24 protein-coding genes are annotated in these 26904 nt (G+C 67.9%); 6 read left to right on the top strand and 18 right to left on the bottom strand.

Annotated elements, in window-relative coordinates:
• Nucleotides 1-6 precede the first annotated feature (6 nt).
• The 18 genes from fabZ to V3B30_RS06775 all read right to left on the bottom strand — a co-directional run bounded on the left by fabZ (nt 7) and on the right by V3B30_RS06775 (nt 19685).
• Nucleotides 7-465 (bottom strand): 3-hydroxyacyl-ACP dehydratase FabZ, encoded by a 459-nt coding sequence (gene fabZ, locus V3B30_RS06860; protein ID WP_100471751.1) that lies wholly within the window; start codon nt 463-465, stop codon nt 7-9.
• Nucleotides 462-1484 carry a UDP-3-O-(3-hydroxymyristoyl)glucosamine N-acyltransferase gene (gene lpxD / locus V3B30_RS06855; protein WP_100471752.1) on the bottom strand — a complete coding sequence of 341 codons (1023 nt, stop codon included), beginning with the start codon at nt 1482-1484 and terminating at the stop codon, nt 462-464. Before lpxD ends, fabZ begins: the two co-directional genes overlap by 4 nt.
• 508 nt (nt 1485-1992) lie before the next feature.
• Complete coding sequence (bamA, locus tag V3B30_RS06850) at nt 1993-4356, bottom strand: outer membrane protein assembly factor BamA (RefSeq protein WP_262084506.1); 2364 nt, start codon at nt 4354-4356, stop codon at nt 1993-1995.
• Between the two features lie 74 nt (nt 4357-4430).
• Nucleotides 4431-5789 (bottom strand): RIP metalloprotease RseP, encoded by a 1359-nt coding sequence (gene rseP / locus V3B30_RS06845; protein ID WP_100471754.1) that lies wholly within the window; start codon nt 5787-5789, stop codon nt 4431-4433.
• 55 nt (nt 5790-5844) lie between these two features.
• Nucleotides 5845-7035, bottom strand: a complete 1191-nt coding sequence (locus V3B30_RS06840; protein ID WP_100471755.1) for a 1-deoxy-D-xylulose-5-phosphate reductoisomerase — start codon at nt 7033-7035, stop codon at nt 5845-5847.
• Between the two features lie 2 nt (nt 7036-7037).
• Nucleotides 7038-7874 (bottom strand): phosphatidate cytidylyltransferase, encoded by an 837-nt coding sequence (locus V3B30_RS06835; RefSeq protein WP_100471756.1) that lies wholly within the window; start codon nt 7872-7874, stop codon nt 7038-7040.
• Nucleotides 7871-8638: a polyprenyl diphosphate synthase gene (uppS, locus tag V3B30_RS06830; protein WP_100471757.1), complete on the bottom strand. Its 768-nt coding sequence runs from the start codon at nt 8636-8638 to the stop codon at nt 7871-7873. Before uppS ends, V3B30_RS06835 begins: the two co-directional genes overlap by 4 nt.
• A 5-nt stretch (nt 8639-8643) precedes the next feature.
• A complete protein-coding gene (gene frr / locus V3B30_RS06825; RefSeq protein WP_014036506.1) occupies nt 8644-9198 on the bottom strand; it encodes a ribosome recycling factor in 555 nt (184 codons plus the stop codon).
• Between the two features lie 96 nt (nt 9199-9294).
• Nucleotides 9295-10023 carry a UMP kinase gene (gene pyrH, locus V3B30_RS06820; RefSeq protein WP_014646500.1) on the bottom strand — a complete coding sequence of 243 codons (729 nt, stop codon included), beginning with the start codon at nt 10021-10023 and terminating at the stop codon, nt 9295-9297.
• A 119-nt stretch (nt 10024-10142) separates the two neighbouring features.
• Nucleotides 10143-11681: a GGDEF domain-containing protein gene (locus V3B30_RS06815; RefSeq protein WP_262084505.1), complete on the bottom strand. Its 1539-nt coding sequence runs from the start codon at nt 11679-11681 to the stop codon at nt 10143-10145.
• A gap of 261 nt (nt 11682-11942) precedes the next feature.
• Entirely contained in the window at nt 11943-12818 is an 876-nt protein-coding gene (gene tsf, locus V3B30_RS06810; RefSeq protein WP_100471759.1) for a translation elongation factor Ts, read from the bottom strand.
• 126 nt (nt 12819-12944) lie between these two features.
• Nucleotides 12945-13751, bottom strand: a complete 807-nt coding sequence (gene rpsB / locus V3B30_RS06805; protein ID WP_005408748.1) for a 30S ribosomal protein S2 — start codon at nt 13749-13751, stop codon at nt 12945-12947.
• 220 nt (nt 13752-13971) lie between these two features.
• Entirely contained in the window at nt 13972-14688 is a 717-nt protein-coding gene (locus tag V3B30_RS06800) for a fimbria/pilus periplasmic chaperone (RefSeq protein ID WP_262084504.1), read from the bottom strand.
• A complete protein-coding gene (locus V3B30_RS06795) occupies nt 14688-14933 on the bottom strand; it encodes a hypothetical protein (RefSeq protein WP_262226468.1) in 246 nt (81 codons plus the stop codon). Before V3B30_RS06795 ends, V3B30_RS06800 begins: the two co-directional genes overlap by 1 nt.
• A gap of 80 nt (nt 14934-15013) precedes the next feature.
• Complete coding sequence (locus V3B30_RS06790) at nt 15014-16033, bottom strand: spore coat U domain-containing protein (protein ID WP_262084503.1); 1020 nt, start codon at nt 16031-16033, stop codon at nt 15014-15016.
• Nucleotides 16030-18462: a fimbria/pilus outer membrane usher protein gene (locus tag V3B30_RS06785; protein WP_262084502.1), complete on the bottom strand. Its 2433-nt coding sequence runs from the start codon at nt 18460-18462 to the stop codon at nt 16030-16032. The genes V3B30_RS06790 and V3B30_RS06785 overlap by 4 nt, the downstream gene beginning before the upstream one ends.
• Nucleotides 18413-19147, bottom strand: coding sequence for a molecular chaperone (locus V3B30_RS06780; protein WP_262084501.1), 735 nt, complete (start codon nt 19145-19147; stop codon nt 18413-18415). Before V3B30_RS06780 ends, V3B30_RS06785 begins: the two co-directional genes overlap by 50 nt.
• Nucleotides 19148-19157: 10 nt before the next feature.
• The gene (locus V3B30_RS06775; protein ID WP_100471765.1) at nt 19158-19685 is read right to left on the bottom strand and encodes a spore coat U domain-containing protein; all 528 of its coding nucleotides are present in this window, start codon (nt 19683-19685) and stop codon (nt 19158-19160) included.
• A 173-nt stretch (nt 19686-19858) separates the two neighbouring features.
• On the opposite strand from V3B30_RS06775, the gene map reads away from it, so the two are divergent.
• From map to dapE, 6 genes are read left to right on the top strand one after another with little or no spacing between them, the layout of a single operon-like run.
• Nucleotides 19859-20701, top strand: a complete 843-nt coding sequence (gene map, locus V3B30_RS06770; protein WP_087922002.1) for a type I methionyl aminopeptidase — start codon at nt 19859-19861, stop codon at nt 20699-20701.
• A 2-nt stretch (nt 20702-20703) separates the two neighbouring features.
• Nucleotides 20704-23331, top strand: a complete 2628-nt coding sequence (locus V3B30_RS06765; protein WP_262084500.1) for a [protein-PII] uridylyltransferase — start codon at nt 20704-20706, stop codon at nt 23329-23331.
• Entirely contained in the window at nt 23331-24410 is a 1080-nt protein-coding gene (gene dapD / locus V3B30_RS06760; RefSeq protein WP_100471767.1) for a 2,3,4,5-tetrahydropyridine-2,6-dicarboxylate N-succinyltransferase, read from the top strand. The genes V3B30_RS06765 and dapD overlap by 1 nt, the downstream gene beginning before the upstream one ends.
• Before the next feature lie 2 nt (nt 24411-24412).
• On the top strand, nt 24413-25279 hold the full coding sequence (locus V3B30_RS06755) for a hypothetical protein (RefSeq protein ID WP_262084499.1): 867 nt from the start codon (nt 24413-24415) through the stop codon (nt 25277-25279).
• Between the two features lie 31 nt (nt 25280-25310).
• Nucleotides 25311-25682 carry an arsenate reductase gene (locus tag V3B30_RS06750; RefSeq protein WP_262084498.1) on the top strand — a complete coding sequence of 124 codons (372 nt, stop codon included), beginning with the start codon at nt 25311-25313 and terminating at the stop codon, nt 25680-25682.
• The gene (dapE, locus tag V3B30_RS06745; RefSeq protein WP_262084497.1) at nt 25679-26806 is read left to right on the top strand and encodes a succinyl-diaminopimelate desuccinylase; all 1128 of its coding nucleotides are present in this window, start codon (nt 25679-25681) and stop codon (nt 26804-26806) included. The genes V3B30_RS06750 and dapE overlap by 4 nt, the downstream gene beginning before the upstream one ends.
• The last annotated feature ends 98 nt before the right edge of the window (nt 26807-26904 follow it).

Genomic DNA, 26904 nt, shown 5'->3' with positions numbered 1-26904 from the left:
AGTGGATCAGCCCTTGGCGCCGGCACACATGACTTCGGCCGAGGCAACGACTTCGCCGTTGACCTTGGCTTCGCCGTAGTACCAGCCCATGTTGCGGATCAGGCGCTTCATCTGCACATCCAGCATCAACACGTCGCCGGGAACGACCTGCTTGTTGAAGCGGGCATTTTCCACCTTGACCATGTAGAACAGCTTGGACTGCGAGTCGCGGCCGAGCGTGAGCTGGGTCATCACGCCACCGGCCTGCGCTAGCGCTTCGATGATCAGCACGCCAGGCATGATCGGGCGGCCCGGGAAGTGGCCCTGGAAGAAGGGCTCGTTGATGCTGACGTTCTTCTGCGCAAGGATGCGCTTGGCCTCGACGTCGAGTTCAAGCACCCGGTCCACCAGCAGGAACGGGTAGCGGTGCGGGAGCAGTTCCTGGATCTGGCAGACGTCGATCGGAAGCTGCAGCGAATCGTTCATTCTTTCTCCTTGCCAGCAGCCAGGACGCGGCGAGCCAGTGCGTCCAGCTGCTTGAAGCGCGCGGCGTTCTTGCGCCACGTGCGGTTGTCGGTCAACGGGGTACCGGACGAGTACTCGCCCGGCTCATGGATGGAGTTGCGGACCACCGACTTGCCGGTGATCACGACCTTGTCGCAGATTTCAAGGTGGCCGACCACGCCGACGTGGCCGCCGAGCAGGCAGTAGCGGCCGATCCTGGCACTGCCGGCGATGCCGGTACACCCGGCGATGGCCGAGTGCGCGCCGATCTGCACGTTGTGCGCGATCTGCACCAGGTTGTCCAGGCGCACGTCTTCGTCCAGCACGGTGTCTTCCAGCGCACCGCGGTCGACGCAGGTGTTGGCGCCGATCTCGCAGTCATCGCCGATGCGCACGCCGCCGAGCTGCGGCACCTTGATCCACTTGCCAGCGTCCATGGCCAGGCCGAAGCCATCGGCGCCGAGTACGGCACCGGGATGCACGCGGACGCGCTTGCCGAGCTTGACCCGGGTGACCAGGGTGACCCGCGCGATCAGCTCGCAGCCGCTGCCCAGGCTGCAGTCTTCGCCGATCACGCTGCCGGTGCCGATGATGCAGTTCTCGCCGACCACGCTGCGTGCGCCGATGGAGACGAACGGACCGATATGGGCGCTGGCGGCGACCTGTGCGCTGGGATCGATGACGGCGCTGGGGTGGATGCCCGGCGGCCGCGTCGGCGCGATGTCGAACAGCGCGGCGATCTTGGCGAAGGTGGTGTACGGGTCCTTGGCCACGAGCGCGGCGCCGGGGGCGGCCTCGGCGTCGTCGGCACGCAGCACCACCAGCGAGGCCTGGCTGTCGGCCAGCTGGGCGCGGTAGCGCGGGTTGGCGAGGAAGGTCAGCTGGCCTGGGCCGGCATGGGCGAGGGTGGCCACGCCATGGATGGCGGTGGCGGGGTCGCCATGGACCTGCAGGCCGAACTGCTCGGCGAGTTGCTGGGCGGTGTAGGTGGGAGTATTCACGGCGGGAGTTTAACGTGTGACGGCATTGCGGTCATGCGGGGCGGTCATGCAGCCAACGGCAGGGCCCCTCGCGGCCGGCAGAGCCAGTCCCATGGGCTGGGTCGGACGGGGCGGGGCTGCGGGGGACGGCGCAAGTACGTCCATGTAGCCTTGGTCGCCGCATCCATGCGGCTCACACCCCCGCAGCCCCGCCCCGTCCGACCTCTGGCGGCGTGGCGCGAGTGCCAGCCACGGAAAAACAGAAAAGATCAAAAGCAGAGCGGGCGCTTCCGGCATACGAACCAAATGAAAACGCCGGGCAATGCCCGGCGCTTCGCACCCCGTCTGGTGGAGAGCCCCCCTTTGTTAAGGGGGGCGCGCCGCTGGGAATCGCAGGAGCGATTCCCAACGTTGCCATGCAACGGCCCGAAGGGCGCATGCCATGGATGGCATGCGTAACGGCGCGGGGGATAGGTGAAATGCGGGGGCAATTCACCGGAGGTGGATCAGTTCTGAGGAACAGAGTTCCTCAGAACTGGCCACCGAACGTGAATTGCAGGCGTTCGATCTTGTCATCGTCTTCCTTCTTCAGCGGGAAGGCGTAGCTGATCGAGATCGGGCCGACCGGGGCGCGCCACAGCAGGGCCACACCGGTGGACACGCGCAGCTCGTTGGCCTTGAAGTTGTCCACGCCGGTATACACGTTGCCGAAGTCGACGAAGGCCGACACGCGCGCCGACGGGCTGTCGAACAGGCGCGGGAAGTAGGCTTCGACCGAACCGACGGTCTTCAGCGAACCACCCAGCGGCTGGCCTTCCGGATAACCGGTGGTGACTTCGCGCGGGCCGAGGGTGTTGTCCTCGAAGCCGCGCACCGAGTTGGTACCGCCGGCGTAGAAGTTCTCGAAGAACGGCAGGCCGCTGGCGGTGATGGTGCGGGTGGTGCCATCCGGATTGGTCAGCGTGCGGGTGTAGTCGTTGCCGTAGGCATCGCCGTAGCCGATTTCCGCGCGGGTGTTGATCACCAGCGACGGCATGATCGGCCAGTACTTGCTGATCTGGTAGTTCAGCTTGTAGTACTCGATGGTCGAACCTGGCAGCGTGGTCTCCAGGCCGATGCGCTGGTAGGTACCGCGGGTCGGCATGAAGTAGTCGTTGCGCGAGTCGCGCGCCCAGCCCAGCTCGGTGCGCCAGGCGTGGAAGGTGCGCTTACCGACCGCGTTGATGTAGTCGATGATCGACTGCGGGGTCGAGCCCTGGTAGGTGGTGATCTGGTTGCTGTCGATGCCGAACATCAGCGAGACGGTATCGGTCTCGGTCAGCGGCACGCCGAACACCACCTGCGCCGAACCATTGGTGCTGTTGTACTGCGCGGTGTTGAAGTCGGAGTAGTCCAGTTCGCGCCAGGACAGGTTGTAGCCCAGCGAAACGCCGTCATCGGTGAAGTACGGGTTGGTGTAGCTGAAGCCGTAGCGCTGCAGGTAGCTGCTGCGCGAGGCTTCGACCGACACGCGGTTGCCGCCGCCGAGGAAGTTGTTCTGCGACAGCTGCACCGAGGTGGTCATGCCGTAGGACTGCGAATAGCCCAGGCCGAACACGAAGCTGCCCGAGGTGGTTTCCTTGACGTTGTAGACGACGTCGACCTGGTCGTTGCTGCCGCTGACCGCCGGGGTCTCCACTTCCACCGATTCGAAGTAGCCCAGGCGCTGCAGGCGGATCTTGGAGCGGTCGATCGCGGCCTGCGAGTACCAGCTGTTCTCGAACTGGCGCAGCTCGCGACGCATCACTTCGTCGGAAGTGCGGGTATTGCCGCGGAACAGGATGCGACGCACCGATACGCGCGGGCCGGGCACGACCTGCATGTTGATGGCGACGGTCTGCTCGGCGCGGTTGGTGGTCGGGATCGGGTTCACCTTGGCGAACGCGTAGCCGATGTTGGACAGCGAATTGGTGATGGTGTCCGAACTGAATTCCAGCAGGGCACGCGAGAACGTGTCGCCGGACTTCTGGATCACCATGCGCTCGACGTCCTCCTGCGGGAGGATGGTGTCGCCGCTGACCTTGATCTCGGAAATCTTGTACTGCGCACCCTCGGTCACGCCCGCGGTCAGGAACATGTCGCGCTTGTCGGGGCTGATCGAGACCTGGGTGGAATCGATGCTGAAATCGACGTAGCCGCGGTCCAGGTACCAGGAGTTGAGCTTTTCCAGGTCGCCGGACAGCTTTTCCTTGGAGTACTGGTCGTCACGGCGGTACCACGAGGCCCAGTTGTGCTCCTTGGACTCCCAGGTCTCCAGGATGTCCTTGCTCTCGAACTTCTCGGTGCCGACCAGGTTGACGTGGCGGATCTTGGCCGCCTTGCCTTCCTTGATGGCGATGGCGATGTCCACGCGATTGCGGTCCAGCGGGCTCACCGTCGGAGTGATGTCGACGTTGTACTTGCCGCGGTCGTTGTACTGGCGGCGCAGTTCCTGGGTCACGCGGTCCAGGCTCAGGCGATCGAAGGTGCCGCCCTCGGTCAGGCCGATGTCGGACAGGCCCTTGAGCAGCTGGTCGGACTTGATGTCCTTGTTGCCGGTCACGGTCAGCTTGTTGATCGCCGGGCGTTCCTTGACGGTCACTACCAGGATGGTGCCCTGGCGGTCCAGCTGCACGTCTTCGAAGAAGCCGGTCTTGTACAGGGCGCGGATCGTCTCGCCGACCTTGTTGTCGGTGACCGTCTCGCCACGTTCCACCGGCAGGTAGGTGAACACCGTGCCCGAGCTGATGCGCTGCAGGCCATCGACGCGGATGTCGCTGACAGTGAAGGGCTCGGCTGCCTGGGCCAGGGCGGGAGCGCCGGTGACGGCGGCGAGGGCGAGGGCCAGCAGGCGGCGATTGGGGAGTCGCGTCATGTCACGTCCGGTAGGAAGGTCGATTTCATTGGTGCGGGATGCCGACGCTGTAGACGGCAACAACGTGGAAAAGTTCATCGCGGGACCAGGCCGAGGATGTCGTTGTAGAACGCCAACCCCATCAGCCCGGCCAGCAACGCCAGGCCGATGTATTGGCCGGCGGCGATGGCACGCTCGCTCAGCGGGCTGCCCTTGACCAACTCGATAAGGTAATACAGCAGGTGCCCGCCGTCCAAGATCGGGATCGGCAGCAGGTTGATGATGCACAGGCTGAGCGACAGCAGGGCAAGGAACTGCAGGAACCAGTCCAGGCCACGCTTGGCCGAGACATTGGCCACGCGGGCGATGGTGACCGGCCCGGATACGTTCTGCAGCGAGGCCTTGCCGGTGATGATGCGGCCCATCATGCCCAGCGAGTCGGCCGCCAGGCGCCCGGTCTCGCGCACCGCCACGGTCACTGCATCCAGCGGCCCGTAGCGCAGCAGGGTGTCGTAGGCGGGGCTGTAGGTGGTGGGGAAGCCGACGCCGATCTGCCAGACCGGGTTGCCCTTGCCGTCCTTGCCCTGGCGCGGGGTGACTTCCAGCGCCAGGCGCTCTCCGCCTCGCATGACCTCGATCATGCCCGGGCCACCGGCGCGGCCCAGCGCCTGGATCTCGCCGATCACCTGGTCGACGCTGTCGATGCGCTGGCCATCGATGGCCACGATCAGGTCGCCCGGCTGCAGTTGCCCGGCCACCACGGAGTCTGCGGTGAGCGAGTCGACCCGCGCCGGTTGCAACCACGATTGCCAGTACAGGCCGGCCAGGATCGGCACCCGCCGTTCATCGAAACCGGCCGGCAGCTGTGACAGCGGCAGGGTGCGCACGCGCACCTGGTCGGCCGGATCCAGTACTTCCAGCTTCACGTCACGGCGGTCCATGGCAGCGGCGGTCAGCGCCATGCTGGCCTCACCGAGGGTGGCCACCGCGCGCTCGTCCACGCGCAGCACGCGGTCGCCGCTGGCCAGGCCGGCGCTGGCGGCGATGCCGCTGGCGCTGCCGATGGTAGGCGAGTAATCCTGCTTGCCGATCACGAACATCGCCCACAGCAGCAAGATGCACAGGAGCAGGTTGGCGATCGGGCCGGCGGCGACGATGGCGATGCGCTGCCAGACGGTCTTGTGGTTGAAGGCCTGGCCGCGCTCGTGCGGGTGGACTTCGACCTCGCGTTCGTCGAGGAACTTCACGTAGCCACCCAGCGGGATGGCGGCAATGGCGAACTCGGTACCGTGCCTGTCGCGGCGCGACCACAGCGGCCGGCCGAAGCCGACCGAGAAACGCAGGATCTTGACCCCGCACAGGCGCCCGACCCAGTAATGCCCGAACTCGTGGAACGTGACCAGCAGCCCGAGGCTGACAATCATCCACCAGACCGATCCGATGAAGTCAGTCATGCAGGCTCACAGTGGCGGGCAGGGGCGGCGTCGTCATGCTGGGCGAGGCGGTCGTTCAGGCGGCGTCGATGGCGTTCAGGGTCAGCTGGCGTGCCCGCTGGTCGGCGGACAACAGGACTTCCAGTGTATCGGCTGCTTGCGTCGGCAGTGTTGAAAGAGCGTTAGCAACCAGCTCCGGGATTGTCAGGAAACCGATCCGGCCCTGAAGAAACGCTGAAACCGCCTCCTCGTTGGCGGCGTTCAGCACTGCCGGCGCGGTGCCGCCGGCCTGCATCGCCTGCCAAGCCAGGGCCAGGCAGGGGAAGGCGTCGGTGTCGGGGGCCTCGAAATCCAGGCGGCCCTGGGCCAGCAGGTCCAGCCCGGCCACGCCCGATTCGATGCGCTGCGGCCAGCCCAGGCCAACGGCCAGGGTGGTGCGCATGTCCGGCAGGCCCATCTGTGCCAGGGTCGAACCATCGACGAACTCGACCAGCGAATGCACCAGGCTCTGCGGGTGCACCAGCACTTCGATGCGGTCACCGGGCACGGCGAACAGGTGGTGGGCCTCGATCACTTCCAGGCCCTTGTTCATCAACGTCGCCGAATCGACCGAGATCTTCGGTCCCATCGACCACTTCGGGTGGGCAACGGCCTGCGCCGGGGTCACCTGGGCCAGCTCAGCGCGGCTGCGGCCACGGAACGGGCCGCCGGAGGCGGTCAGCAGGATCCGGCGCACCCCGGCGCCATCGACGCTGGCGTCGCGCGAGCGCAGGCACTGGAAGATGGCGCTGTGTTCGCTGTCGATCGGGATGATTTCGGCCCCGGCACGTTCGGCGGTGCGGGTCAGCAGTTCGCCGGCCAGCACCAGCGATTCCTTGTTGGCCAGCAGGATGCGCTTGCCGGCGGCAGCCGCGGCCAGGGTCGAGGACAGGCCGGCCGCGCCGACGATGGCCGCGACCACGGTATCGCAGGCGTCGCTGGCGGCCAGCTGGTCCAGCGCGGCCTGGCCGGCATGGGCCTCGGTGGCCAGGCCGGCCTCGCGCAGGCCGTCGCGCAGTTCGGCGAACAGCGATGCGTCGGCGATCACCGCGTGCGCCGGCTTGTGCTGGCGGCACAACGCCAGCAGCGCCTGCACCTGGCGCCCGGCGGCGAGCACGGTGGCCTGGTAGCGCTGCGGGTGGCGGGCGATCACGTCCAGCGTGGAGGCACCGATCGAGCCGGTAGCGCCGAATACGGCGACCCGACGCAGGTCTGCAGCAGCATTCATGGTCAGAACCCGAAGATTTCCTTGCCCAGCGCGAACACCGGTACGGCGGCCAGGACGCCGTCGACCCGGTCGAGCACACCGCCATGGCCCGGGATCAGGTGGCCCGAGTCCTTGGCGCCGGCGTGGCGCTTGATCAGGCTCTCGAACAGGTCGCCCAGCACCGAGGCGAACACGGCCACCACCGCGGTGATCAGCAACCCCGGCAGGTGTGCGGTATCGAGACCGGCCAGCCAGCCCAGGCCGAGGGCCACCGCGACACCGGCCAGCAGGCCGCCGAACAGGCCTTCCCAGGTCTTGTTGGGGCTGATCCGCGGGGCCAGCTTGTGCTTGCCGAAATGGCGGCCGGCGAAATAGGCGCCCGAGTCGGCCGCCCACACCAGTGCCAGCGCAGCCAGCAGCCACAGGTGGCCCTGCCTGCCCGGCGGATCGCCACCGGCATGGATCAGTACCAGTGCGGCCCAGGCCGGGACGATGGCCAGGGTACCGGCCAGCATCTTCAGGATCCGCGAGGGCGCCGACGGTTGTGCGCCGAAGTTGAAGAAACGCAGCCAGACCAGTGCGGCCAGCCACCAGGCAACGCCGGCCAGGGTGGTTATCTGGAACAGCACCAACGTACTGCCATCGGCCCAGACCAGCAGCACCATCAGCAGCAGGTTCAGCACCAGCAGCACGGTGCGCGCCAGGGTGTCTTCGATACCGGCCAGCTTCAGCCATTCCCACAGGCCGATCAGCAGCACCGCGGCGGCGGCGGCGGCCAGCCATTGCGTGGGCAGCAGCAGGATCGCAGCAATGGCAACCGGCGCCATGATCAGCGCGGCAAGGACTCGGGTCTTGGTCATGGGCTGGAAGTCTCGGTGGCCAGTGCGGCGATCTGGGCGCTGGTCAGGCCGAAACGACGTTCGCGGCCGGCATAGGCGTCCAGCGCCTGCTGCAGCTGCCCGGCATCGAAGTCCGGCCACAGGGCCTCGGTGAACCACAGCTCGGTATAGGCCAGCTGCCACAGCAGGAAGTTGCTGATGCGGGTGTCGCCGCCGGTGCGGATGAACAGATCCGGCGGCGGCAGGTCGGCCAGGGCCACCTGGCTGCCCAGCAGCGATTCGTCGATCTGCTCGGGCAACAGGCGACCGGCTGCCACCTCGGCGGCCAGGGCGCGCGCGGCGCGGGCAATGTCCTGGCGGCCGCCATAGCTGGCGGCGATCGACAGGGTCAGGGTGGTGTTGTCGGCGGTGCGCTGCTCGGCCAGCTGCATGCGGCTGACCAGCCCGGCGCCGAAGCGCTCGCGTTCGCCGATGAAGCGCACGCGCACGCCGCGCCGGTGCAGCTCGTCCACTTCGCGGTCGAGCGCGCCGAGGAAGAGCTTCATCAACGCATCCACTTCCTCCTGCGGCCGGCCCCAGTTCTCGCTGGAGAAGGCGAACAGGGTCAGCGCTGGAATGCCCAGTTCAAGGCAGCGCTCGATGGTGCGGTTGACCGCGCGCGCGCCGGCACGGTGGCCGATCACGCGCGGGCGACGGCGCTGCTGTGCCCAGCGCCCATTGCCGTCCATGATGATGGCAATGTGGCGGGGCAGGGCGGCCGGCAACGGAGGCGGGGCTGAAGGCATCGACTTCAGACCGAAAGCAGTTCTTTTTCCTTGTCGGCAACGACCTTGTCGACGTCCTTGATGTTGGCGTCGGTCAGCTTCTGGATGTCGTCTTCGCCGCGCTTCTTTTCGTCTTCGCTGATCGCCTTGTCCTTGACCAGCTTGGCGATTTCCTTGTTCGCGTCCTGACGGATGTTGCGGATCGCGATCTTGGCGCCTTCACCTTCCTTCTGCACCTGCTTGGCCAGCTCCTTGCGGCGCTCTTCGGTCGGCGGCGGCATGTTGATGCGGATCGCGGTGCCGAGGGTGTTCGGGGTGAACTCGGCGTTGTAGAGACCCTTTTCGATCTCCTTGATCATGCTCTTGTCGAACGGGGTGACCAGCAGCGAGTGCGCGTCGGCGTTGGAGATCGACGCAACCTGGTTCAGCGGGGTGCTGGCGTTGCCATAGGCACTGACCGTCACGCGGTCCAGCAGGGCCGGCGTGGCACGCCCGGTCCGGATGGAAGTGAGGGTGTGCTTCAGAGCGTCGATGCTCTTGGCCATGCGCGTCTGCGCGTTGTTCTTGATGTCGTTGAGCATCGCCCGGTCCTGGATGTATCTGGAATCGGGCGATTATAGGCGAATACGGGACGCTGCCGGGCCTGAATCGGCCCGGACGTCGCTTTGCGCTCAGCCTCAGGCCGGGTCGCGGCCCTGGACCAGGGTGCCGATGTTCGCGCCGTTGAGGATCTTCAGCAGTTCGCCGGGCTGGCCCATGTCGAACACGCGCATCGGCAGGTCGCTGTCGCGGGCCAGTGCGAAGGCCGCGGTGTCCATCACTTCCAGGCCGCGGCGGATCACTTCGTCGTAGCTCAGGCTGTCGAAGCGGACCGCATCGCTGTGCTTGTTCGGGTCCTTGTCGTACACGCCATCGACCTTGGTGGCCTTCAGCAGCAGGTCGGCGCCGATCTCGATCGCGCGCAGGGCGGCGCCGGAATCGGTGGTGAAGAACGGGCTGCCGACGCCGGCAGCGAAGATCACCAAGCGGCCCTTTTCCAGGTGGCGGATGGCGCGGCGGCGGATGTAGTCCTCGCACACGTCGTTGATCTTGATCGCGCTCATCACGCGCGCCTTGGCGCCCAGCTTCTCCAGGGCGTCCTGCATGGCCAGGGCGTTGATGACCGTGGCCAGCATGCCCATCTGGTCGCCGGTGACCCGGTCCATGCCGCCAGCGGCCAGGCCGGCGCCGCGGAAGATGTTGCCGCCACCGATCACCAGCGCCACTTCGGCACCGGCCTGCTGGGCTTCGATGACTTCACGGGCCAGGCGATTGATGACTTTCGGGTCGATGCCGTAGTCCTCGTCTCCCATCAGCGCCTCCCCGGACAGTTTCAGAAGGATGCGGCGATAGGCGAGCTTGGACATGGGGACCTCGGGTGCGTGGAAATCGCGGGCGATTCTACGCGCATGCGGCGTCGTGCCAAAGTGTTTTGTGCACTGCGGCGCAGAATCCGGCGGTTCGCCCGGGTCAACGGGCGTCCCGTTCAGCCCAGCTCGGCGCTGGCGGTGGCCGACAGCTCGTCGTGGCCGAGGGCACCCGGTGAGCGGGCGATCACCCGGTTGCGGCCCAGGTTCTTGGAGCGGTAGAGCACATCGTCGGCCGCACGCAGCAGGTCCTGTACGTCGGCGAAGCGCTCGTAGCCGCCTTGGGTGGCCACGCCTGCGGAGAAGGTGACGAACAGCGGCCCGCCTTCCAGTTCGGCCATCGGCGTGGCGACGATGTTGGCCAGCACCCGGCGGATCACGTCCAGGGCCACCGATTCACTGGTATTGGGCAGTAGCGCGACGAATTCCTCGCCGCCGAAACGGGCGACGGTGTCGCTGTTGCGCAGCTGTCCCTGCAGCTTGCCGGCGAAGGCGCGCAGCACCTCGTCGCCGGTCAGGTGGCCGTGGGCATCGTTGATCTTCTTGAAGTCATCCAGGTCGATGAAGGCCACCGACAGCGGCCAGCCCTGGCGGCCGGCGCGCAGGAATTCCTGCTCCAGCACCGCTTCCAGCTGGCGTCGGTTGAGCACGCCGGTCAACGCGTCGCGATGGGCCTGGTCGGCGAGGCGCTTGGCGCGCGCTTCGAACTCGTCGGCGCGGCGGCGTGCCTGGTCGGCATCCTGCAGTTCGCGCAGGTTGCGCAGGGTGGCCAGCTCCTGCGCGTGATCGATCAGCTCGCGCACCCGCGATGGTGAATTGAGGCCGGCATCGAACAGGCTGGCGATGTCCGGCAGGGCCTCGCTGATGCGGGCCAGTACCTGGTCGAAGCGCGCGCTGTCCAGTTCCAGGCGGTCGTGCACCTGCTGCAGGGCGCGCTCGCGCGCGGCATCGGCGTCGGCATCCAGCCAGATGTCGGCCACGGCGCCGGACAGCTGCACGCAGGCCTGGAACGGCGATTCGGCGGTGTCCTCGTCCTCGCTGTGGCTGATGCTCTCGACCAGGTAGCGCGGCAGGCCCCATTGCTCGGCCACCCATGCGCCGACCTCGGCGTGGCTGCAGCCCAGTTCTTCGCGCTCGCGGGCGACCAGGTCGATGTTGTCGCGTGCCTCGCGCAACAGCGGCAGGTAGCGTTCCGACTCGGCCTGGGCCAGGCACAGCACGCCCAGGTCCTGCAGCAGGCCGGCCAGCATCAGTTCCTCCAGCCGGCGCAGGCCGCGCGCCTGGCCCAGCTGGCTGGCGGCCAGGGCGCTGAGGATGCTGCGCTTCCACGCGCGCTGGCGCAGGTCCTGGTCGGCGCCGGCGCCGCCGGTCAGGCCCTGGGTGACGGTGAAGCCGAGGGCGAGGCTGATCGTGGCGTTCAGGCCCAGCATGGTCAGCGCCTGGCCGAGGTTCTCGATGCGGCGGCGGCTGGCGTACAGCGGCGAATTGGCGATGCGCAGCATGCGAGCGCTCAGCGCCATGTCGATGGCGATGATGTCGGCGGCGGTGGCGATGTCCGCTTCCGGGTCCTGGGCCAGTTCGATGATGCGCAGGGCAATACCGGGTGGCGAAGGCAGGTTGCGGCAGAGCGCCAGGGCAGCTGTCAGCTCGGGAGGCATGTCGGGTCGTTCAATTCCATTGGGACAAGAATACCTAGGAATGCATCACAGTCCGCGATTTTCGTTCCTGCTAGGTGACTGTGGATTCCCTGCGCCGAGTATCGGCTTGATTCGCGCGCAACGCAAAGCGCCTGGGTGTCGCTGTGCGCACCAACGGACGCTGTGCGCACCCACGGTGCGCACCCACAGGCCCACCGGCATAAAAAAAGAGCCGCGGTTTCCCGCGGCTCCTTCTGGTCGCTTCACAGCCGGGGGCTGGAATCAGACCTGCATCGCCTTGGCAACTTCGGCGGCGTAGTCTTCCACCACCTTCTCGATGCCTTCGCCGACGACCAGCAGCTTGAAGCCTGCCACATCGGCGCCAGCGGCCTTGACGACCTGCTCGACGCTGGTGTCGCCCAGCACGTAGGTCTGGCCGTACAGGGTCACGTCGCTGACGATCTTGTTGATCTTGCCAGCCATGATCTTTTCCAGGATTTCAGCCGGCTTGGCCTTGTCCTTGTCGGACATCTTGGCCAGCTCGATTTCCTTTTCCTTGGCGATGTACTCGGCCGGCACGTCGGCCGCCTTGTTGTGCGGCGGCTTCAGCGCAGCCACGTGCATCGCCAGGCCGCGGGCCAGTTCGACGTCGCCGCCGATCAGGTCGACCAGCACGCCAACCTTGCCGTTGGTGTGGACGTAGGCACCGATGTTGCCGGTGGTGTCGACCTTCACCATGCGGCGGATCTGGATGTTCTCACCCAGGGTCTGCACGGCGGTGGCGCGGGCTTCCTCGACGGTACGGCCGTCGGCCAGCTTCGCGGCCTTCACGGCTTCGACGTCGGTGGCGCCCGATGCCAGGGCGGCAGCGGCGACGGCGTCGACGAAGGTCTTGAAGTTGACGTCGTTGGCAACGAAGTCGGTTTCCGAGTTGATCTCGATCAGCACGGCCTTGCCGCCGTCCTGGGCCAGGCCCACGCGGCCTTCAGCGGCCACACGGTCAGCCTTCTTGTCGGCCTTGGCAGCGCCGGACTTGCGCATGGCTTCAGCAGCAGCGTCGATGTCGCCGTTGGCTTCGGTGAGAGCCTTCTTGCACTCCATCATGCCGGCGCCGGTGCGCTCGCGCAGTTCCTTGACCAGGGAAGCAGTGATTTCCACGGGATTACCTCACGAAAGAAAGGGGTTGGGCCGGCATGGTGGCCGGCCCGTGTGACACGGTCCTGTCACGCGCCAAGGGCTGCGCGCAGGGAGGGTGGACGCCGGGCGTCCACCCCGGGGCCTGGATCAGGCCTGGGCGTCGTCGCCCTTCTTGGCAGCCTTCTTGGCCGGAGCGCGGCGGGCCGGCTTCTCTTCGCCTTCAGCAGCGGCTTCAGCGAACTCTTCCTCGCGCACCGAAGCGGCGTGCGGAGCAGCAGCCTTGCCTTCCAGCACGGCGTCGGCAGCGGCGCGGGCGTACAGCTGCACAGCGCGGATGGCGTCGTCGTTGCCCGGGATGGCGTAGTCCACCAGTTCCGGGTTGTAGTTGGTGTCGACCACGGCGATGACCGGGATGCCCAGCTTCTTGGCTTCCTTGATCGCGATGTCTTCGTGGCCGATGTCGATCACGAAGATGGCGTCCGGCAGGCGGTTCATGTCCTTGATGCCGCCCAGCGAGGCTTCCAGCTTGTCGCGCTCGCGACGCAGGCCCAGCACTTCGTGCTTGACCAGCTTCTCGAAGGTGCCGTCGGTTTCACCGGCTTCCAGTTCCTTCAGGCGGGCAACCGACTGCTTGACGGTGCGGAAGTTGGTCAGGGTGCCGCCCAGCCAACGCTGGTTCATGAACGGCATGCCGCAACGCTCGGCTTCTTCCTTGATGGTTTCGCGGGCGCTGCGCTTGGTGCCCAGGAACAGGACGGTGCCGCGCTTCTGGGCAACCGACGAGATGAAGTTCATCGCGTCGTTGAACAGCGGGACGGTCTTTTCCAGGTTGATGATGTGGATCTTGCCGCGGGCGCCGAAGATGTACGGAGCCATCTTCGGGTTCCAGTAGCGGGTCTGGTGGCCGAAGTGGACGCCGGCTTCCAGCATCTGACGCATGGTGACCTGGGGCATTGCAATACTCCTGATATGGAACCAGCGATTCCGCCCGCGGGATTAGGTATGCGGGACGCGTGGAAACGCGATCGGTTCCGGGGTTGGGCTTCCCTGTTGCCTCCGTGGCCGAACTCCTTGCGGAGCACCCCGGCACGGATGGGGGCAGCAGGTGTGGATTCACCGGTGACGTCCGGTGTGGACGGGTTCCCGCGCACGCAGGCAGCAGGAATCCGGTCGATTATAGCCCGCTGCGAGCACTCGCTGCAATTGCCGGGTCCGGCGCGGTCAGTTCGACCACGCGGCCGTCCTGCAGGCGGGCCTGGAAATGGCCGTCGGCGTAGCCTCCGGCCCGCGCCGGCAAGGGCCACAGGCGCTGCCGGCCCGGCAGCACGTAACCAGCCAGGCCGGCAATCACCGGGTGGCGCTGCCCCCCGGCATCGATGAACACCAGATCGGCCAGCTGCGCATGGCCATTGCCGGCATTGTAGAGCCACAACCGGGGCGGTTGTCCGGCCTCCGCCTGCAGTTTCACCTGGAGGGCGGCGGCCAGCGGTGCAGGCGGATCAAGGAACACCGGCAGCGAGTAGCGGATGGCGGATGCGGCTTGCGGGCCGGGCGTCGGGCTGATCACCAGCCGGTAGGCCTGCTGCGTGGCGACGGGCGCCGGACGCAACCGGACCACCCGCAGCCGTTGCCGCTGCCCCGCGCCGATCTGCAGCCGGCCCGGGCTGAGCGCGACCCCGTCTGCGGGCAGCAACCGTTCACCCGCGCCCTGCTGCTCCCAACGGTACAGCCGCGCCTCGCCGCTCCAGGCCGCCGCCTCCGGATTGCGCAGCCACAGCTCGCCATCGGCCTGGGTGGCCGGCAGCCGCAGCCGGGTGCTGGACAGTTCCAGCGCCGCTAGGGTGTGCGCCGGCACCGCCAGCGCGAGCGCGAGACAGAGCCGGCGCAGCATCAGTAGGTCACCGTCACCGTGCGCTGTGCGGCCTCGTCCGCCGACAGTGCCGGCGACAACGCCTGGACCTGCGGCGGCACCGTTTCGGCGGCATCGCTGCGTTGCTGGGGCGGTGGCGCGGCGCGCGGGTCGGTGATCTGCAGGGTGATGGCCAGGCCAGCCTGCGCGGGCGCATCGGCCGCCTGCGCGGATGCGATGCACGATGACGCGGCGCAGGCCAGCGCGAGGAGGGAACGCAGGTGCATCATGGGCCGGTGGAAGGAGACGCTGGCGGTATCGGCCGCTGCGGTCCGATCTGAAGCACGCCAGGGCGCAGGCCGGCCGCTCAGTAGGTGATGGTGACCGTGACGGTGTCGGTGTAGGCGCCGGGCGGCGTGAGCGTTGCGCTGGTGGGGGCGACCCGTCCGTAGATGGTCAGGGTCTGCGCCGATCCGGTGCCGGTGCCGGGCACGGTGCTGGTGTTGAGCACGTTGCCCCAGCGCACGGTGCGCGCGGCGTCCTGGTACAGCTCGTACGGGACGGTAGCGCCGGTGCTGCCGATGCGCATGCGCCGGTTGCCGCTGCCATCGGCATTGCTGCCGTTGTTCAGTCCCACCTGGAAGGGGCTGCGGTTGACGCAGGTCAGGCTGAACACGGCGGTGCGGTCGATGTTGGCCGTCACCGCGCCGGTGCTGATGCCGAAATCCATCGGTGCAGTCACATAGGTGCCACAGGCCGGGTTGACCGTGGCGTTGGCAACCACCGACATCGTCGCCGTGACCAGGCCGGAATTGCCGGTCACGGCGGGCGGGGCGGTCGTGCAGTTGGCCGGGTAGGCCGGGGTGCCCAGCACCGGCTCGTTGTAGGCGTACTGGAAGGTGGCGGCCAGGGTGCTGGTGAAGGTGCCGGCCGACAGCACCTGGTTGGCGGGGTAGCGGCCATACAGGGTGACCGTGCCGGTGCCGGAGCCGCCCAGCGCGGGAACCGAGTACTGCATCTGGTACATGGCCCACGCGGGGCTGCTGGCGCTGCTGCTGCCAATCACGGTGGTACGGGTGGAATTGCTGTAGATCTGATAGTTGAGGCGGTCGCCGAAGGTATTGGCGAACGTGCGCGAGGGGGTGATGGTGGTGCCGCCGGTGCCGGCCGGCAGGCCCACGCAGAAGGTCACCCGGACATTGGCCAGCAGCGCGACCGCACCGGTGGTGCAGTTGATGGTGAAGGTGGTGGTGGTATCGACCTGGCCGTTGGACACCGGGCCGAACGACAGCGTGGGGCTGGTCAGCGAGCAGCTGGTGGCAGCCTGGGCCGGCAGTGCGAGGCTGCCCAGCCACAGCGCCAGCAACAGGCCGAGCACGCGGGTCATGGCTGCGGCTCCGGCAGGCAGCGCACCGGTGCAAGCCGACGCACGCCCGCCTCGGGCCGTTGTACCTGCACCCGGCAGCGGCCATGTTCGCTGTCGATGAGCAGCGTGGCCGCATCGGCGCTGAACTCCAGCCATGCCTGGCCATCGTGGCCCACCACGGTCGGCGTCACCCCGTCGCCCTGCACCCGGGCACCCAGCGGCAGCGGCTGGCCCTGGGCGTCGAGCAGGGTGGCCAGCGCGCCGCGCGACTGGCGCAGGGTGAAGTCCACGCGCATGCCTGCGCCCTGGCGCGGCGTGGCCAGGGTCTCCACCTGGTCGGCGCGCAGGTCGGCCGGCAGGCCCAGGGTGTCGATGGTCAGGCGGTTGCGCTGCCACGACAGCAGCGGGGTGACCAGCAGCAGGCCCTTGGCATCGGTCACGCCGATCGGCCGGTTCTCAAGCAGGACCGGCACGCCGGGGCGCCCGGTGGACACCACTGCGAACGCGTCCGGGACCTCGCGGGCGGCGAACACGCTGCCGGCCATCCAGACCAGGCTGCCGCTGGCATTGGCATAGGCGAAGGTCTGGCCACTGTCGCGGGAGACGCCGGCCGAGTAGCGGCCATGGGTGCCCAGCGCGCCGATTTCGGCCAGTCCGCCACCATCATCGCGGGCCTGCAGCCGCCAGCCCGGGCCGCCGCGGCCGCCGTCGCCGGGCACCGGCCGCATCACCTCGGCGCTGGCGTAGTGGCGGTCGCCATTGCGCTGGGCCGATACGCTGGCCTGGCGGTCTTCGCCCAGGCGGGTGCCCAGCGACAGGTAGACGCTGCGATTGCGGCGCCGGTCGATGTCCTGGGTGGCAGACAGGTAGGCGTTCCAGCGGCCGAAGGCGCGCGACCAGAACAGGCTGAGGTAGCGGCTGCGGCTGAACGGCAGTGCCTGCGGCGGCGCCGGTTGTGGGGCGTCGAGCAGCGGCTGCGGCTGGTCCAGGCGCAGGTAGCTGATGCTGAACGACCCCAGCTGCTGCAGGTCGACGCCGAACGAGGCCTGCTCGCTGATCCGTGGCGGCACGCTGTCCTGCAGGCTGCCGAGGTCGCGGTAGTCGCCGTGGGTGCGGCGGCTGGCGAGATTGACGTTGAAGCGGCGGTTGTTCCAGTTGTAGCCCAGCCCGTACTGGCGCCCGCTGCGCGGTCCGTCGCGGCTTTCGCTCCAGTTGGCACTGAGCACGCCGGCCTGACCGAGCAGCCAGGCGCCACCGAGGCCGGCATTGACGATTCCGCCGCCACCTTCGGCGTGGGCCTCGGCGGTGAAGCGGTTGCTCACGCCGCGGCGCAGGGTGGCGCTGGCCACGGTATCGGTGTCATAGCGGAACGAGCGGATGCCATAGTCACGGCGCAGGCGGCCAACGCCGGCCGACCAGTCCGACAGGCCTGCGGCGAGCAGCTGCTGGGTGCCGTAGAAGGCGAAATCCAGGGTCTGCATGCGGCCGAAGGCATCGGTGACCACGACCTGGGCGCTGCCGGTGCCGCTGATGCCGGGTTGCGCCGCCAGCTGGAACGGCCCCACCGGGACCTGGCCGCTGTACTGGCGCAGGCCGTCGATGTACAGCTCCACGCTGGACGGCACCACCGCTTCGCCAAGGAAGGCCGGCGTCGGTGTCAGGACACGGTAGGGTTGCAGGCCATAGTTGCGGCCGATCTGCACGCCGGCCATGCGCGCCGGGCGCGTCCACTCCAGGAAGCCACTGTAGAAGTCGCCCACGGTCAGGCTCAGGGCCTGATCGGGCAGGTCCAGCCGCCAGCTGGTGTCCAGCCGTACCGACTCCTGCCGCCAGCCTTCGCCGGGCAGCTGGTAGCTGCGCATCATCGCCGTGTTGCGCAGGCTGCCGTTGCCGAAGCCGAACACGCGCAGGTCACTGTTGAGGCTGACATTGCCCAGGCCGTTGCTGTGGCTGGCGTAGAGGTCGTAGTTGAGCGCCATGCCGGGCGATGCCTGGGCGACGGCGTCGGCTTCCGCGGTCCTGCCCAGCTGCGTGACCGGCAGCTGCAGCTGCTGCAGCGGCACCTGCAGATCCAGGACCTGCAGGCTGGCGTCGTAGTGCACCACCAGCTGCGCGATCTGGTCCAGGTAGACCGGCGCGTCGCCCTGCACCGGGAAGCCGAGCTGGCGCAGGGTCGCCGCCGGCGCCTGCAGACGCCCGGCCAGTTCATGGAACAGCAGCAGGCCACGCCGCGCCTGGTTCAGCGTGGTGTCCAGGTACAGTGCCTGCGGCGCGGTCAGCGGGGTCGGCGCCGGCAGCGATGCCTCGGCGGCGATATCGGCGCCCGGCGCGCTCAGGGCACGGCTGGCCGCGTGCGCGGAGACGGAAGCCAGGCCGGTGCAGCAGGCCAGCACGCAGGCCTCAGCGAGCCGGCGGCGTTGCAGGCAGGGGCGTAAGCTGCGACCCACCATTGATCCTCGCGCTGAAGGTGCCGCTGGCCAGGCCTGCCGGCGCCTGCGGCAGGGTCCAGCGCATGGTCTGCCCGGGCAGCACATAGCCGACCAGACCCGGCAGCAGGGGGGTGCTGCGCCCGCCGATGGCTACGGCGAGGTCGGCAATCTGGGCCTGGCCGTTGCCACGGTTGTGCACTTCCAGCGTGGCCGGGCCGGCATCTGCCGCGAGCAGCCGCGCCTGCAGCTGCGGCGCCGGTGCATCGCCTTCGGGCTGCACGAACAGGGGAATCGAGTAGCGCAGCACGAACTGCATGCCCTGCCGTGCCGGGTCGTAGGCCGGTATCTCATCGACGATCACCCGGAACGCCTGCTGCCCGGCCGCTGGGCCCGGGTCGGTACGGACCAGTCGTATCAGCTGGCGCTGGCCGGCGGCCAGCGACTGCATCGGGGGGCTGGGCAGCAGCGCATCGCTGGGTTCCAGCTGGTCGCGGCCGTCGACCTGTTGCCAGCGGTAGATGCGGACCTGCACCTGCACCGGCTCGGTACCGCTGTTGCTGATCCACAGCGCCTCGGCGTTCTGGCCGGGGCGCAGCTCGAACTGGGTCGGCGAAACCTGCAGGCTGGCGGCCAGGCAGACGGCCGGCAGCAACGCGAACGCGCTCAACGCCAGCCGCAGCAACCGGCGCACAGGGGGCAGTGGCATCGGCACGCCCTCAGTAGGTGATGGTGGCGGTGATGGTGTCCTGGTAGGAACCGGGTGCGGCGTTGTTGACGCTGGGGTTGGCCACCTGCCCGTAGACCTGGTAGACCTGGTTGGCGCCGGTGCCGGTGCCGGCCACCGTGTTGGTGCCGGTGGTCGCGCCCCAGACCGTGTTGTGTCCGGAGTCCTGGTAGAGCTGGTAGCCGACGAAGTTGTTGGCGGTCACCGCCGAATCGGTATTGCGCATGCGCCGGGTGGTGACGTCGCCGGCCGTGGCCGGGTTGAGGCCGGCATTGAGCGCGATGGTGTAGGGCGTGGTGACGCTGCACTGCGCGGTGACCGTGCCCTGCGCGTTCAGCGGCGTGGTCGAGCTGGAATCGGCATTGCCGAAGTTGACGTTGGTGGCCGATGCCGCGGTGATCGTGCAGGCCTTGTTGATGGTCAGCAGCACGTTGAAGGTGACGGTATCGGCGGCGGAGGCGGGGCCTGCCACCAGCAGGGCCAGGGCCCAGGCCAGCGGGGAACGAACGGCGGATCGCATGGACAACCTCCCTGACCCGAAGGTCCGTTGAACAGAGCGAAGACAGCGCATTCAGCGCCGCATTTACGTCGGTGACCCCAGCTTAGGCAGCGCAAGTGTCTGTATTTCGTGAGAAAGAGGGAATCTAAAGGGTGGAGGTCATCACGCTTTCACTTTCCTTGCCGGAAGCGCGCATGGCCCGCAACGCCAGTTGGGTGGCGTTCGTTCAGATTGCGGCCGGATCGGCGATAATGGGTGCCATGAGCGTGAATCTGAAAACCCCGCAGGAAATCGAGATGATGCGTATCGCCGGCCGCCTGGCCAGCGAAGTGCTCGACATCGTCACCCCCCACGTCAAGCCCGGTGTCACCACCGAGGAACTGGACCGCATCTGCCACGACCACATCGTGAACGTGCAGGGCGCCATTCCGGCCAACGTCGGCTACCGCGGCTTCCCCAAGACCGTGTGCACCTCGGTCAACAATGTCATCTGCCACGGCATCCCCAGCGAAGGGAAGGTGCTCAAGGATGGCGACATCATCAACATCGACGTCACCGTCATCAAGGACGGCTGGCATGGCGATACCAGCCGGATGTACTTCGTCGGCACCCCGTCGGTGATGGCACGCCGCCTGGTGGAAACCACCTACGAGGCCATGTGGCGCGGCATCCGCGCGGTGCGCCCGGGCGCCACCCTGGGCGACATCGGCCATGCCATCCAGAGCTATGCCGAAGGCGAGCGTTTCAGCGTGGTGCGCGAGTACTGCGGCCACGGCATCGGCAAGGTCTACCACGACGAGCCGCAGGTAGTGCACTACGGCCGCCCGGGCCAGGGCCTGGTGCTGCAGCCGGGCATGACCTTCACCATCGAGCCGATGATCAACGAGGGCACCCGCTACAACAAGGTGCTGCCGGATGGCTGGACCGTGGTGACCAAGGACCGCAAGCTGTCGGCGCAGTGGGAGCACATGATCGCGGTCACCGAGACCGGCGTGGACGTGCTGACCCTGTCGCCAGGCGAGTCGCAGGTCTCCTGAAGATGCTGCCGGCGAGTTCGCTGCTGGACACGCCGGCCGCGTCGCTGAACGACCCGGACTGGGCTGCTGCCGCGCGCCAGGCGCTGCAGCAGGCCGACGCGCGCCTGTATCGCCGCTTCGACCAGGGCGACAACATCGAGCGCCTGCTGGCGCTGCGCGCGCGCGCCGCCGACCACCTGATCCGCTTGGCGTGGCAGCGCTGCCTGCCGGCCGACAGCGGCCTGTCGCTGTTCGCGGTCGGTGGCTATGGCCGCGGCGAACTGTTCCCGTGTTCTGACATCGACCTGCTGGTGTTCGGCGATCCGCCGGCGCAGCTGGCTCATGAGGCGGCACTGGCACGCCTGTTCGCACTGCTGTGGGACTGTGGGCTGGCGGTCAGCCATGCGGTGCGTTCGGCACCGCAGTGCCGCGAGGCGGCGGCTGACCAGACCGTGCTGACCGCACTGATCGAGGCGCGCCCGATCCTGGCCGATGATGCCGCGCGCCGCGCGCTGCGCGAGGCCATCGACGACCGTGAGCTGTGGCCGGCGCGCACCTTTTTCCTGGCCAAACTGGAAGAGATGCGCAACCGCCACCAGCGCTTTGGCGATACCGCCGACAACCTGGAGCCGGACCTGAAGGATGGCCCGGGCGGCCTGCGCGATCTCAATACGCTGGGCTGGATGGCGCTGCGTGCATTTGGCGTGCGCGACCTGGATGCACTGGTCGGGCTGGGCCATCTGGGCGCTGACGAAGCTGCGGCGTTGAAGCGCGAACGTGCAGTGCTGGCGCGGTTGCGCTTCGGCCTGCATCTGGTCGCGCGTCGTCCGGAAGAGCGCCTGCGTTTCGATTACCAGAAGACCCTGGCCGCGCGCCTGGGCTTCGAAGACGATGCCGAGAACCTCGGCGTCGAGAAAATGATGCAGGGCTTCTACCGCGCCGCGCTGGTGGTGCGCCGGATCAGCGACCGCCTGCTGCAGCGCTTCGAGGAACAGTTCGATGGCGAGGCCCAGCCGGAACCGTTGACCGTGGGTTTTTCCCTGCGCCGTGGCTACCTGGCTGCCAACGAGGCCGACTGGCCGCGTGGCGACATCGGCCAGGTGTTTGCACTGTTTTCCAGTTGGGCCAACAACCCGCAGGTGCGCGGCCTGCACTCGCTGACCGCGCGTGCGCTGGCCGAGTCGCTGCCGCTGCTGCCGGCCCATGACCAGGCCGACACCGATGCGCGCGAGCAGTTCCTGGGCCTGCTGCGCGGCCAGCGTCCGGTTGATACGCTTTCGCGCATGGCGCGGCTGGGCGTGCTTGGCCAGTGGATTCCCGCCTTCGCCCAGGTCAGCGGGCGCATGCAGTTCGACCTGTTCCATGTCTACACGGTCGACCAGCACACGCTGATGGTCCTGCGCAACATCGGCCAGTTTGCCAGCAGCCGCGCCGACGAACGCTTTTCGATCGCGCACGAAGTGTGGCCGCGCCTGCGCAAGCCGGAGCTGCTGCTGCTGGCCGGCCTGTTCCATGACATCGCCAAGGGCCGTGGTGGCGATCACTCGGAGCTGGGGGCGGTGGACGCGCGTGCGTTCTGCCAGGCGCATGCGCTCAGTGGCACCGATACCGAGCTGGTGGCATGGCTGGTCGAACAGCACCTGCGCATGTCGGTGACCGCGCAGAAGCAGGACATCGCCGATCCGGTGGTGATCCATCGCTTCGCCACCCTGGTCGGCAGCCGCGACCGCCTGGACTACCTGTACCTGCTGACCTGTGCCGATATCGCCGGCACCAGCCCGAAACTGTGGAATGCCTGGAAGGATCGACTGCTGGCCGATCTGTACTTCGCCACCCGGCGCGCGCTGCGCGAGGGCCTGGAGCACCCGGTACCGGCTGCCGAGCGCGTGGCCGAGGCGCGTGACAGCGTACGCGCGCTGGTGCGCGAGCAGGGCTACGACGATGCCACCATCGACCGTCAGTTCGCGGTGATGCCTGATGAGGGCTTCATCCGCCTGCGCCCGGAGCAGCTGGCCTGGCAGGCCGCCGCACTGGTACCGGTGAAGCAGGGCCAGGCGCTGGTGAAGGTACGCCGGATCAGCGTCGACGACCCGGCGCTGGAAGTGTTCGTGCATTCGCCCGACCGCGACGGCCTGTTCGCCGCGATCGTGATGACCTTGGACCGCAAGGGCTACGGCATCCATCGCGCACGCGTGCTGGACGGTCCGGCCGACACCATCTTCGATACCTTCGAGGTGAACCCGGCCGACACCTTCGCCGACGGCAGCAGCGCCAACCTGGAAACGGCCCTGCGCGAGGCACTCAGCGGTGACCTGTCGCGCCTGCGGCCGTCACGCCGGGTGGTGCCGCGGCAGCTGCGGCACTTCCGCTTCGCCCCGCGCATCGAGTTCCGCGATGAGCCGGGCGCAACCCGATTCGCCCTGGTCGCACCCGACCGCCCCGGCCTGCTGGCCGACGTGGCGTTCGTGCTGCGCAACCAGGGCCTGCGCGTGCATGATGCGCGCATTGCCACGTTCGGCGAACGCGCCGAAGACACCTTCGTGATCAGTGACGAACACGACCTCCCCCTGACTGAACCTGCCCGGCAGCAGCTGCATGACGCGATGCTGGCCTGCCTGGACCCTGATCGAAACGCCGGAGACCCCGCCTGATGGCCACCAAGCCCGCCAAGAAGACCGCCGCGACCCCGAAGAGCGCAGCGGCCCGGAAACCTGCTGCCGCCGCACCGGCCGCGAAGAAGACCCCTGCGCCGAAGAAGGCCGCTGCAGTGAAGGCCCCGGCGAAGAAAACGGCTGCAGTGAAGCGTGCTGTGAAGAAGCCGGCGCCGGCCAGGAGCGCCGAAGCGGTCCGCGCCGAAACCATCGCGCGCAAATCGCTGCGCAAGCCGTCGGCACCGGGCGTGGAAGAGCTGAAGTTCGGCATCGAGAGCGCCTTCGAGCGCCGTGCCACCTTGACCCTGCACGAGCTGGAAGGCTCGACCAAGCCGCTGGTCAATCGCGTGATCGATGGCCTGGAGAGTGGTGAGTTCCGCGTCGCCGAGCCGGATGGCCAAGGCGGCTGGAAGGTCAACGAGTGGCTGAAGAAGGCGGTGCTGCTGTACTTCCGCGTCAATGACATGGCGGTGGTCGACGCCCGTCCGGCGCCGTTCTGGGACAAGGTCGAGTCGCGCTTCGCAGGCTATGACGAAGCGAAGTTCCGTCGTGGCGGCGTGCGCGTGGTGCCGGGCGCGATCGCCCGCCGCGGTACCTACTTCGGCAAGGACGTGGTGCTGATGCCGAGCTTCACCAACATCGGCGCCTACGTCGGCGAAGGTACCATGGTCGACACCTGGGCCACCGTCGGTTCCTGCGCGCAGATCGGCCAGCACTGCCACCTGTCCGGCGGCGCCGGCATCGGCGGCGTGCTGGAACCGCTGCAGGCCAGCCCGACCATCATCGAGGACCACTGCTTCATCGGCGCGCGCTCCGAAGTGGTGGAGGGCGTGGTGGTCGGCCACCACAGCGTGATCGGCATGGGCGTGTTCCTCAGCCAGAGCACCCGCATCTACAACCGTGCCACCGGCGAGATCACCTACGGCTACATCCCGCCGTACAGCGTGGTGGTGTCCGGCTCGCTGCCGAGCAAGGACGGCACCCACTCGTTGTATTGCGCGGTGATCGTCAAGCAGGTCGATGCCAAGACCCGCAGCAAGACCAGCGTCAACGACCTGCTGCGCGGCCTGGCCGACTGAAGATGGCGGCACCGGCGGATCTGGCGCAGTCCGCGATCTACCAGCATCCGTCCGGCACCGTGCTCGGTCGGATGCTGCCGCGCCTGCTGCACGCTCCGCGCTGGACCCGGTTGCGCCGCGGGTTGTTGCGGCGCTGGCCGATGCCGGGGCTGGTCAGCGATGTGGTGGACGTGGTCTACGTGAGCTGGTGGGTCGACGTGCGCCACGCGCCGACGCCACCACCGGGCCATCATTACGTGGTCCATGCCGGACGCACGCCTTACACCATCCTCAGCTACCAGCACGGGCACTTCGGGCCCGCGCTGGCGGGGCTGCTGCGCTCCCTGATGCCGTCTCCCAGGCAGAGCAACTGGCGCTGGTACCTGCGTCGTGACGACGATCCGGACGGGACGCCGGTGGTGCTGTTCGATCGCAACGTGATGGACCAGCTGGCCTTCGTCGCCGGCGCGCGCGCCTTCAGCGATGCCATGCAGCCACACCTGCCTGTGCGCTTCGCGCATGTGCTGGATGCCGAAGGCAGTGGCTATACGCGGATCGAGGGCGGGCAGGGCAGTGCGCCAGCACTTCACCTGCAGTGGCAGGCTGCTGCAGGCTGGGACGCGGGGGCGTGGACGGCTTCCTTCGGCGGCCATCAAACCCTGCTGCGCTTCCTGACCTGCCAGGACGAGGCCATCGCCCGTACCTGCGACCAGCGCTGGGCCAGCACCCGCATCGCGCTGCCGGTGGACATCGCGCAGCTGCAACCGCTGCAGCTGGAAGGCGAGCTGCATTGCCCGCGGTTGCAGGCGATGGGCGTGAACCTGGCCGATGGACTGGCGTTCCGCCTGCCAGCGGTTCCGTTCCGGGTCGTGTCAGAGCGCCTGTTGTGAGATTCTGGCTGTCTGTTTTCCAGCATCACAGATGGCCATGAGCACCACTGTCTACGGTTTGAAGAACTGCGATACCTGCAAGAAGGCGACCAAGTGGCTGGACCGCTTCGACGTGCCGTACACCTTCGTCGACTACCGCGACAACACGCCCAGCCCGGAAACGCTGCTGGCGTGGGCGGCGCAGCTGGGTGGCCTGGCCGCGATGGTCAACAAGTCCTCCACCACCTGGCGGCAGCTGCCGGACAACCGCAAGGCCGCCGACTCCGAGGCCGAATGGAAGCTGCTGCTGCGCGAGTACCCGCAACTGATCAAGCGCCCGCTGGTGGTTACCGCCGACGGCACGGTCAGCCAGGGTTTCAGTGACAACGGCTTCAAGGCCCGTTTCGGCGTGGGTGACGCATGAGCGCGGTCCTGGACCTGACCTGCGAGCTGATCGCACGGCCCTCGGTGACGCCGGAGGATGCCGGTTGCCAGGCGCTGCTGGCAGCCCGCCTGCAGCAGGCCGGGTTCCAGTGCGACCACCTGCGGCTGGGTGAGGTCGACAACCTGTGGGCGACCCACGGCCAGGGCGCGCCGGTACTGGTGTTGCTGGGCCATACCGACGTGGTGCCGGCGGGCCCGCGCGAGGCCTGGACCAGCGACCCGTTCGCGCCGCAGATCCGTGATGGCGTGCTGTACGGCCGTGGTACCGCCGACATGAAGGGCAGCGTAGCGGCGTTCGTGGTGGCCGCCGAGCAGTTCGTCGCCGCACATCCCGATCACCCCGGCACGCTGGCGGTGCTGCTGACCAGCGACGAGGAGGGCGATGCCATCGATGGCGTGCGCCACGTCGCACGGCTGTTCGCCGAGCGCGGCCAGCGCATCGACTGGTGCATCACCGGCGAGCCGTCGTCGACCGCGACGCTGGGTGACCTGCTGCGCGTAGGTCGCCGTGGCAGCCTGTCGGCCAAGCTGCGCGTGCAGGGCGTGCAGGGCCACGTGGCGTATCCGGAGAAGGCACGCAACCCGATCCACCAGGCGGCGCCAGCCTTGGCCGAGCTGAGCGCACGGCGCTGGGATGACGGCTACGAGAGTTTCCCGCCGACCAGCCTGCAGATCTCCAACATCCATGGCGGCACCGGTGCCAACAATGTGATTCCCGGCGAGCTGGAGGTGGATTTCAACATCCGCTACAACCCGCACTGGGATGCACCGAAGCTGGAAGCGGAGATCACCGCGCTGCTGGATCGGCATGGCCTGCAGTACACGCTGAAGTGGCATCGCAGCGGCGAGCCGTTCTACACCCCGGAAGGCACGTTGCGCGCCACCGCGCGTGCGGTGCTGGCCGAGCACATCGGCCGTGCGCCGGAAGAAAGCACCGGCGGCGGCACGTCCGATGCACGCTTCATCGCGCCGTTGGGCGCGCAGTGCATCGAAGTGGGGCCGGTCAACGCCAGCATCCACCAGGTGGACGAGAACGTGCGCGTGGACGATCTGGAGGCGTTGCCAGGGCTGTACCAGCGGCTGGTGGAACGGCTGCTGGCGTGAGGTTGGTGGGTGCCGACCGTTGGTCGGCACACCGCCCGCCGGCACTGCTCCCTGAAAGAATGAAGAACGGCGGCCTGATCGCTTTTTCCCAGTAGCTG

Source organism: Stenotrophomonas sp. SMYL41 (assembly GCF_036319965.1).
Classification (GTDB): domain Bacteria; phylum Pseudomonadota; class Gammaproteobacteria; order Xanthomonadales; family Xanthomonadaceae; genus Stenotrophomonas; species Stenotrophomonas maltophilia_R.
The sequence above is the reverse complement of the archived record's forward strand: the minus strand, read 5'-3'. Positions and strand labels throughout refer to the sequence as shown.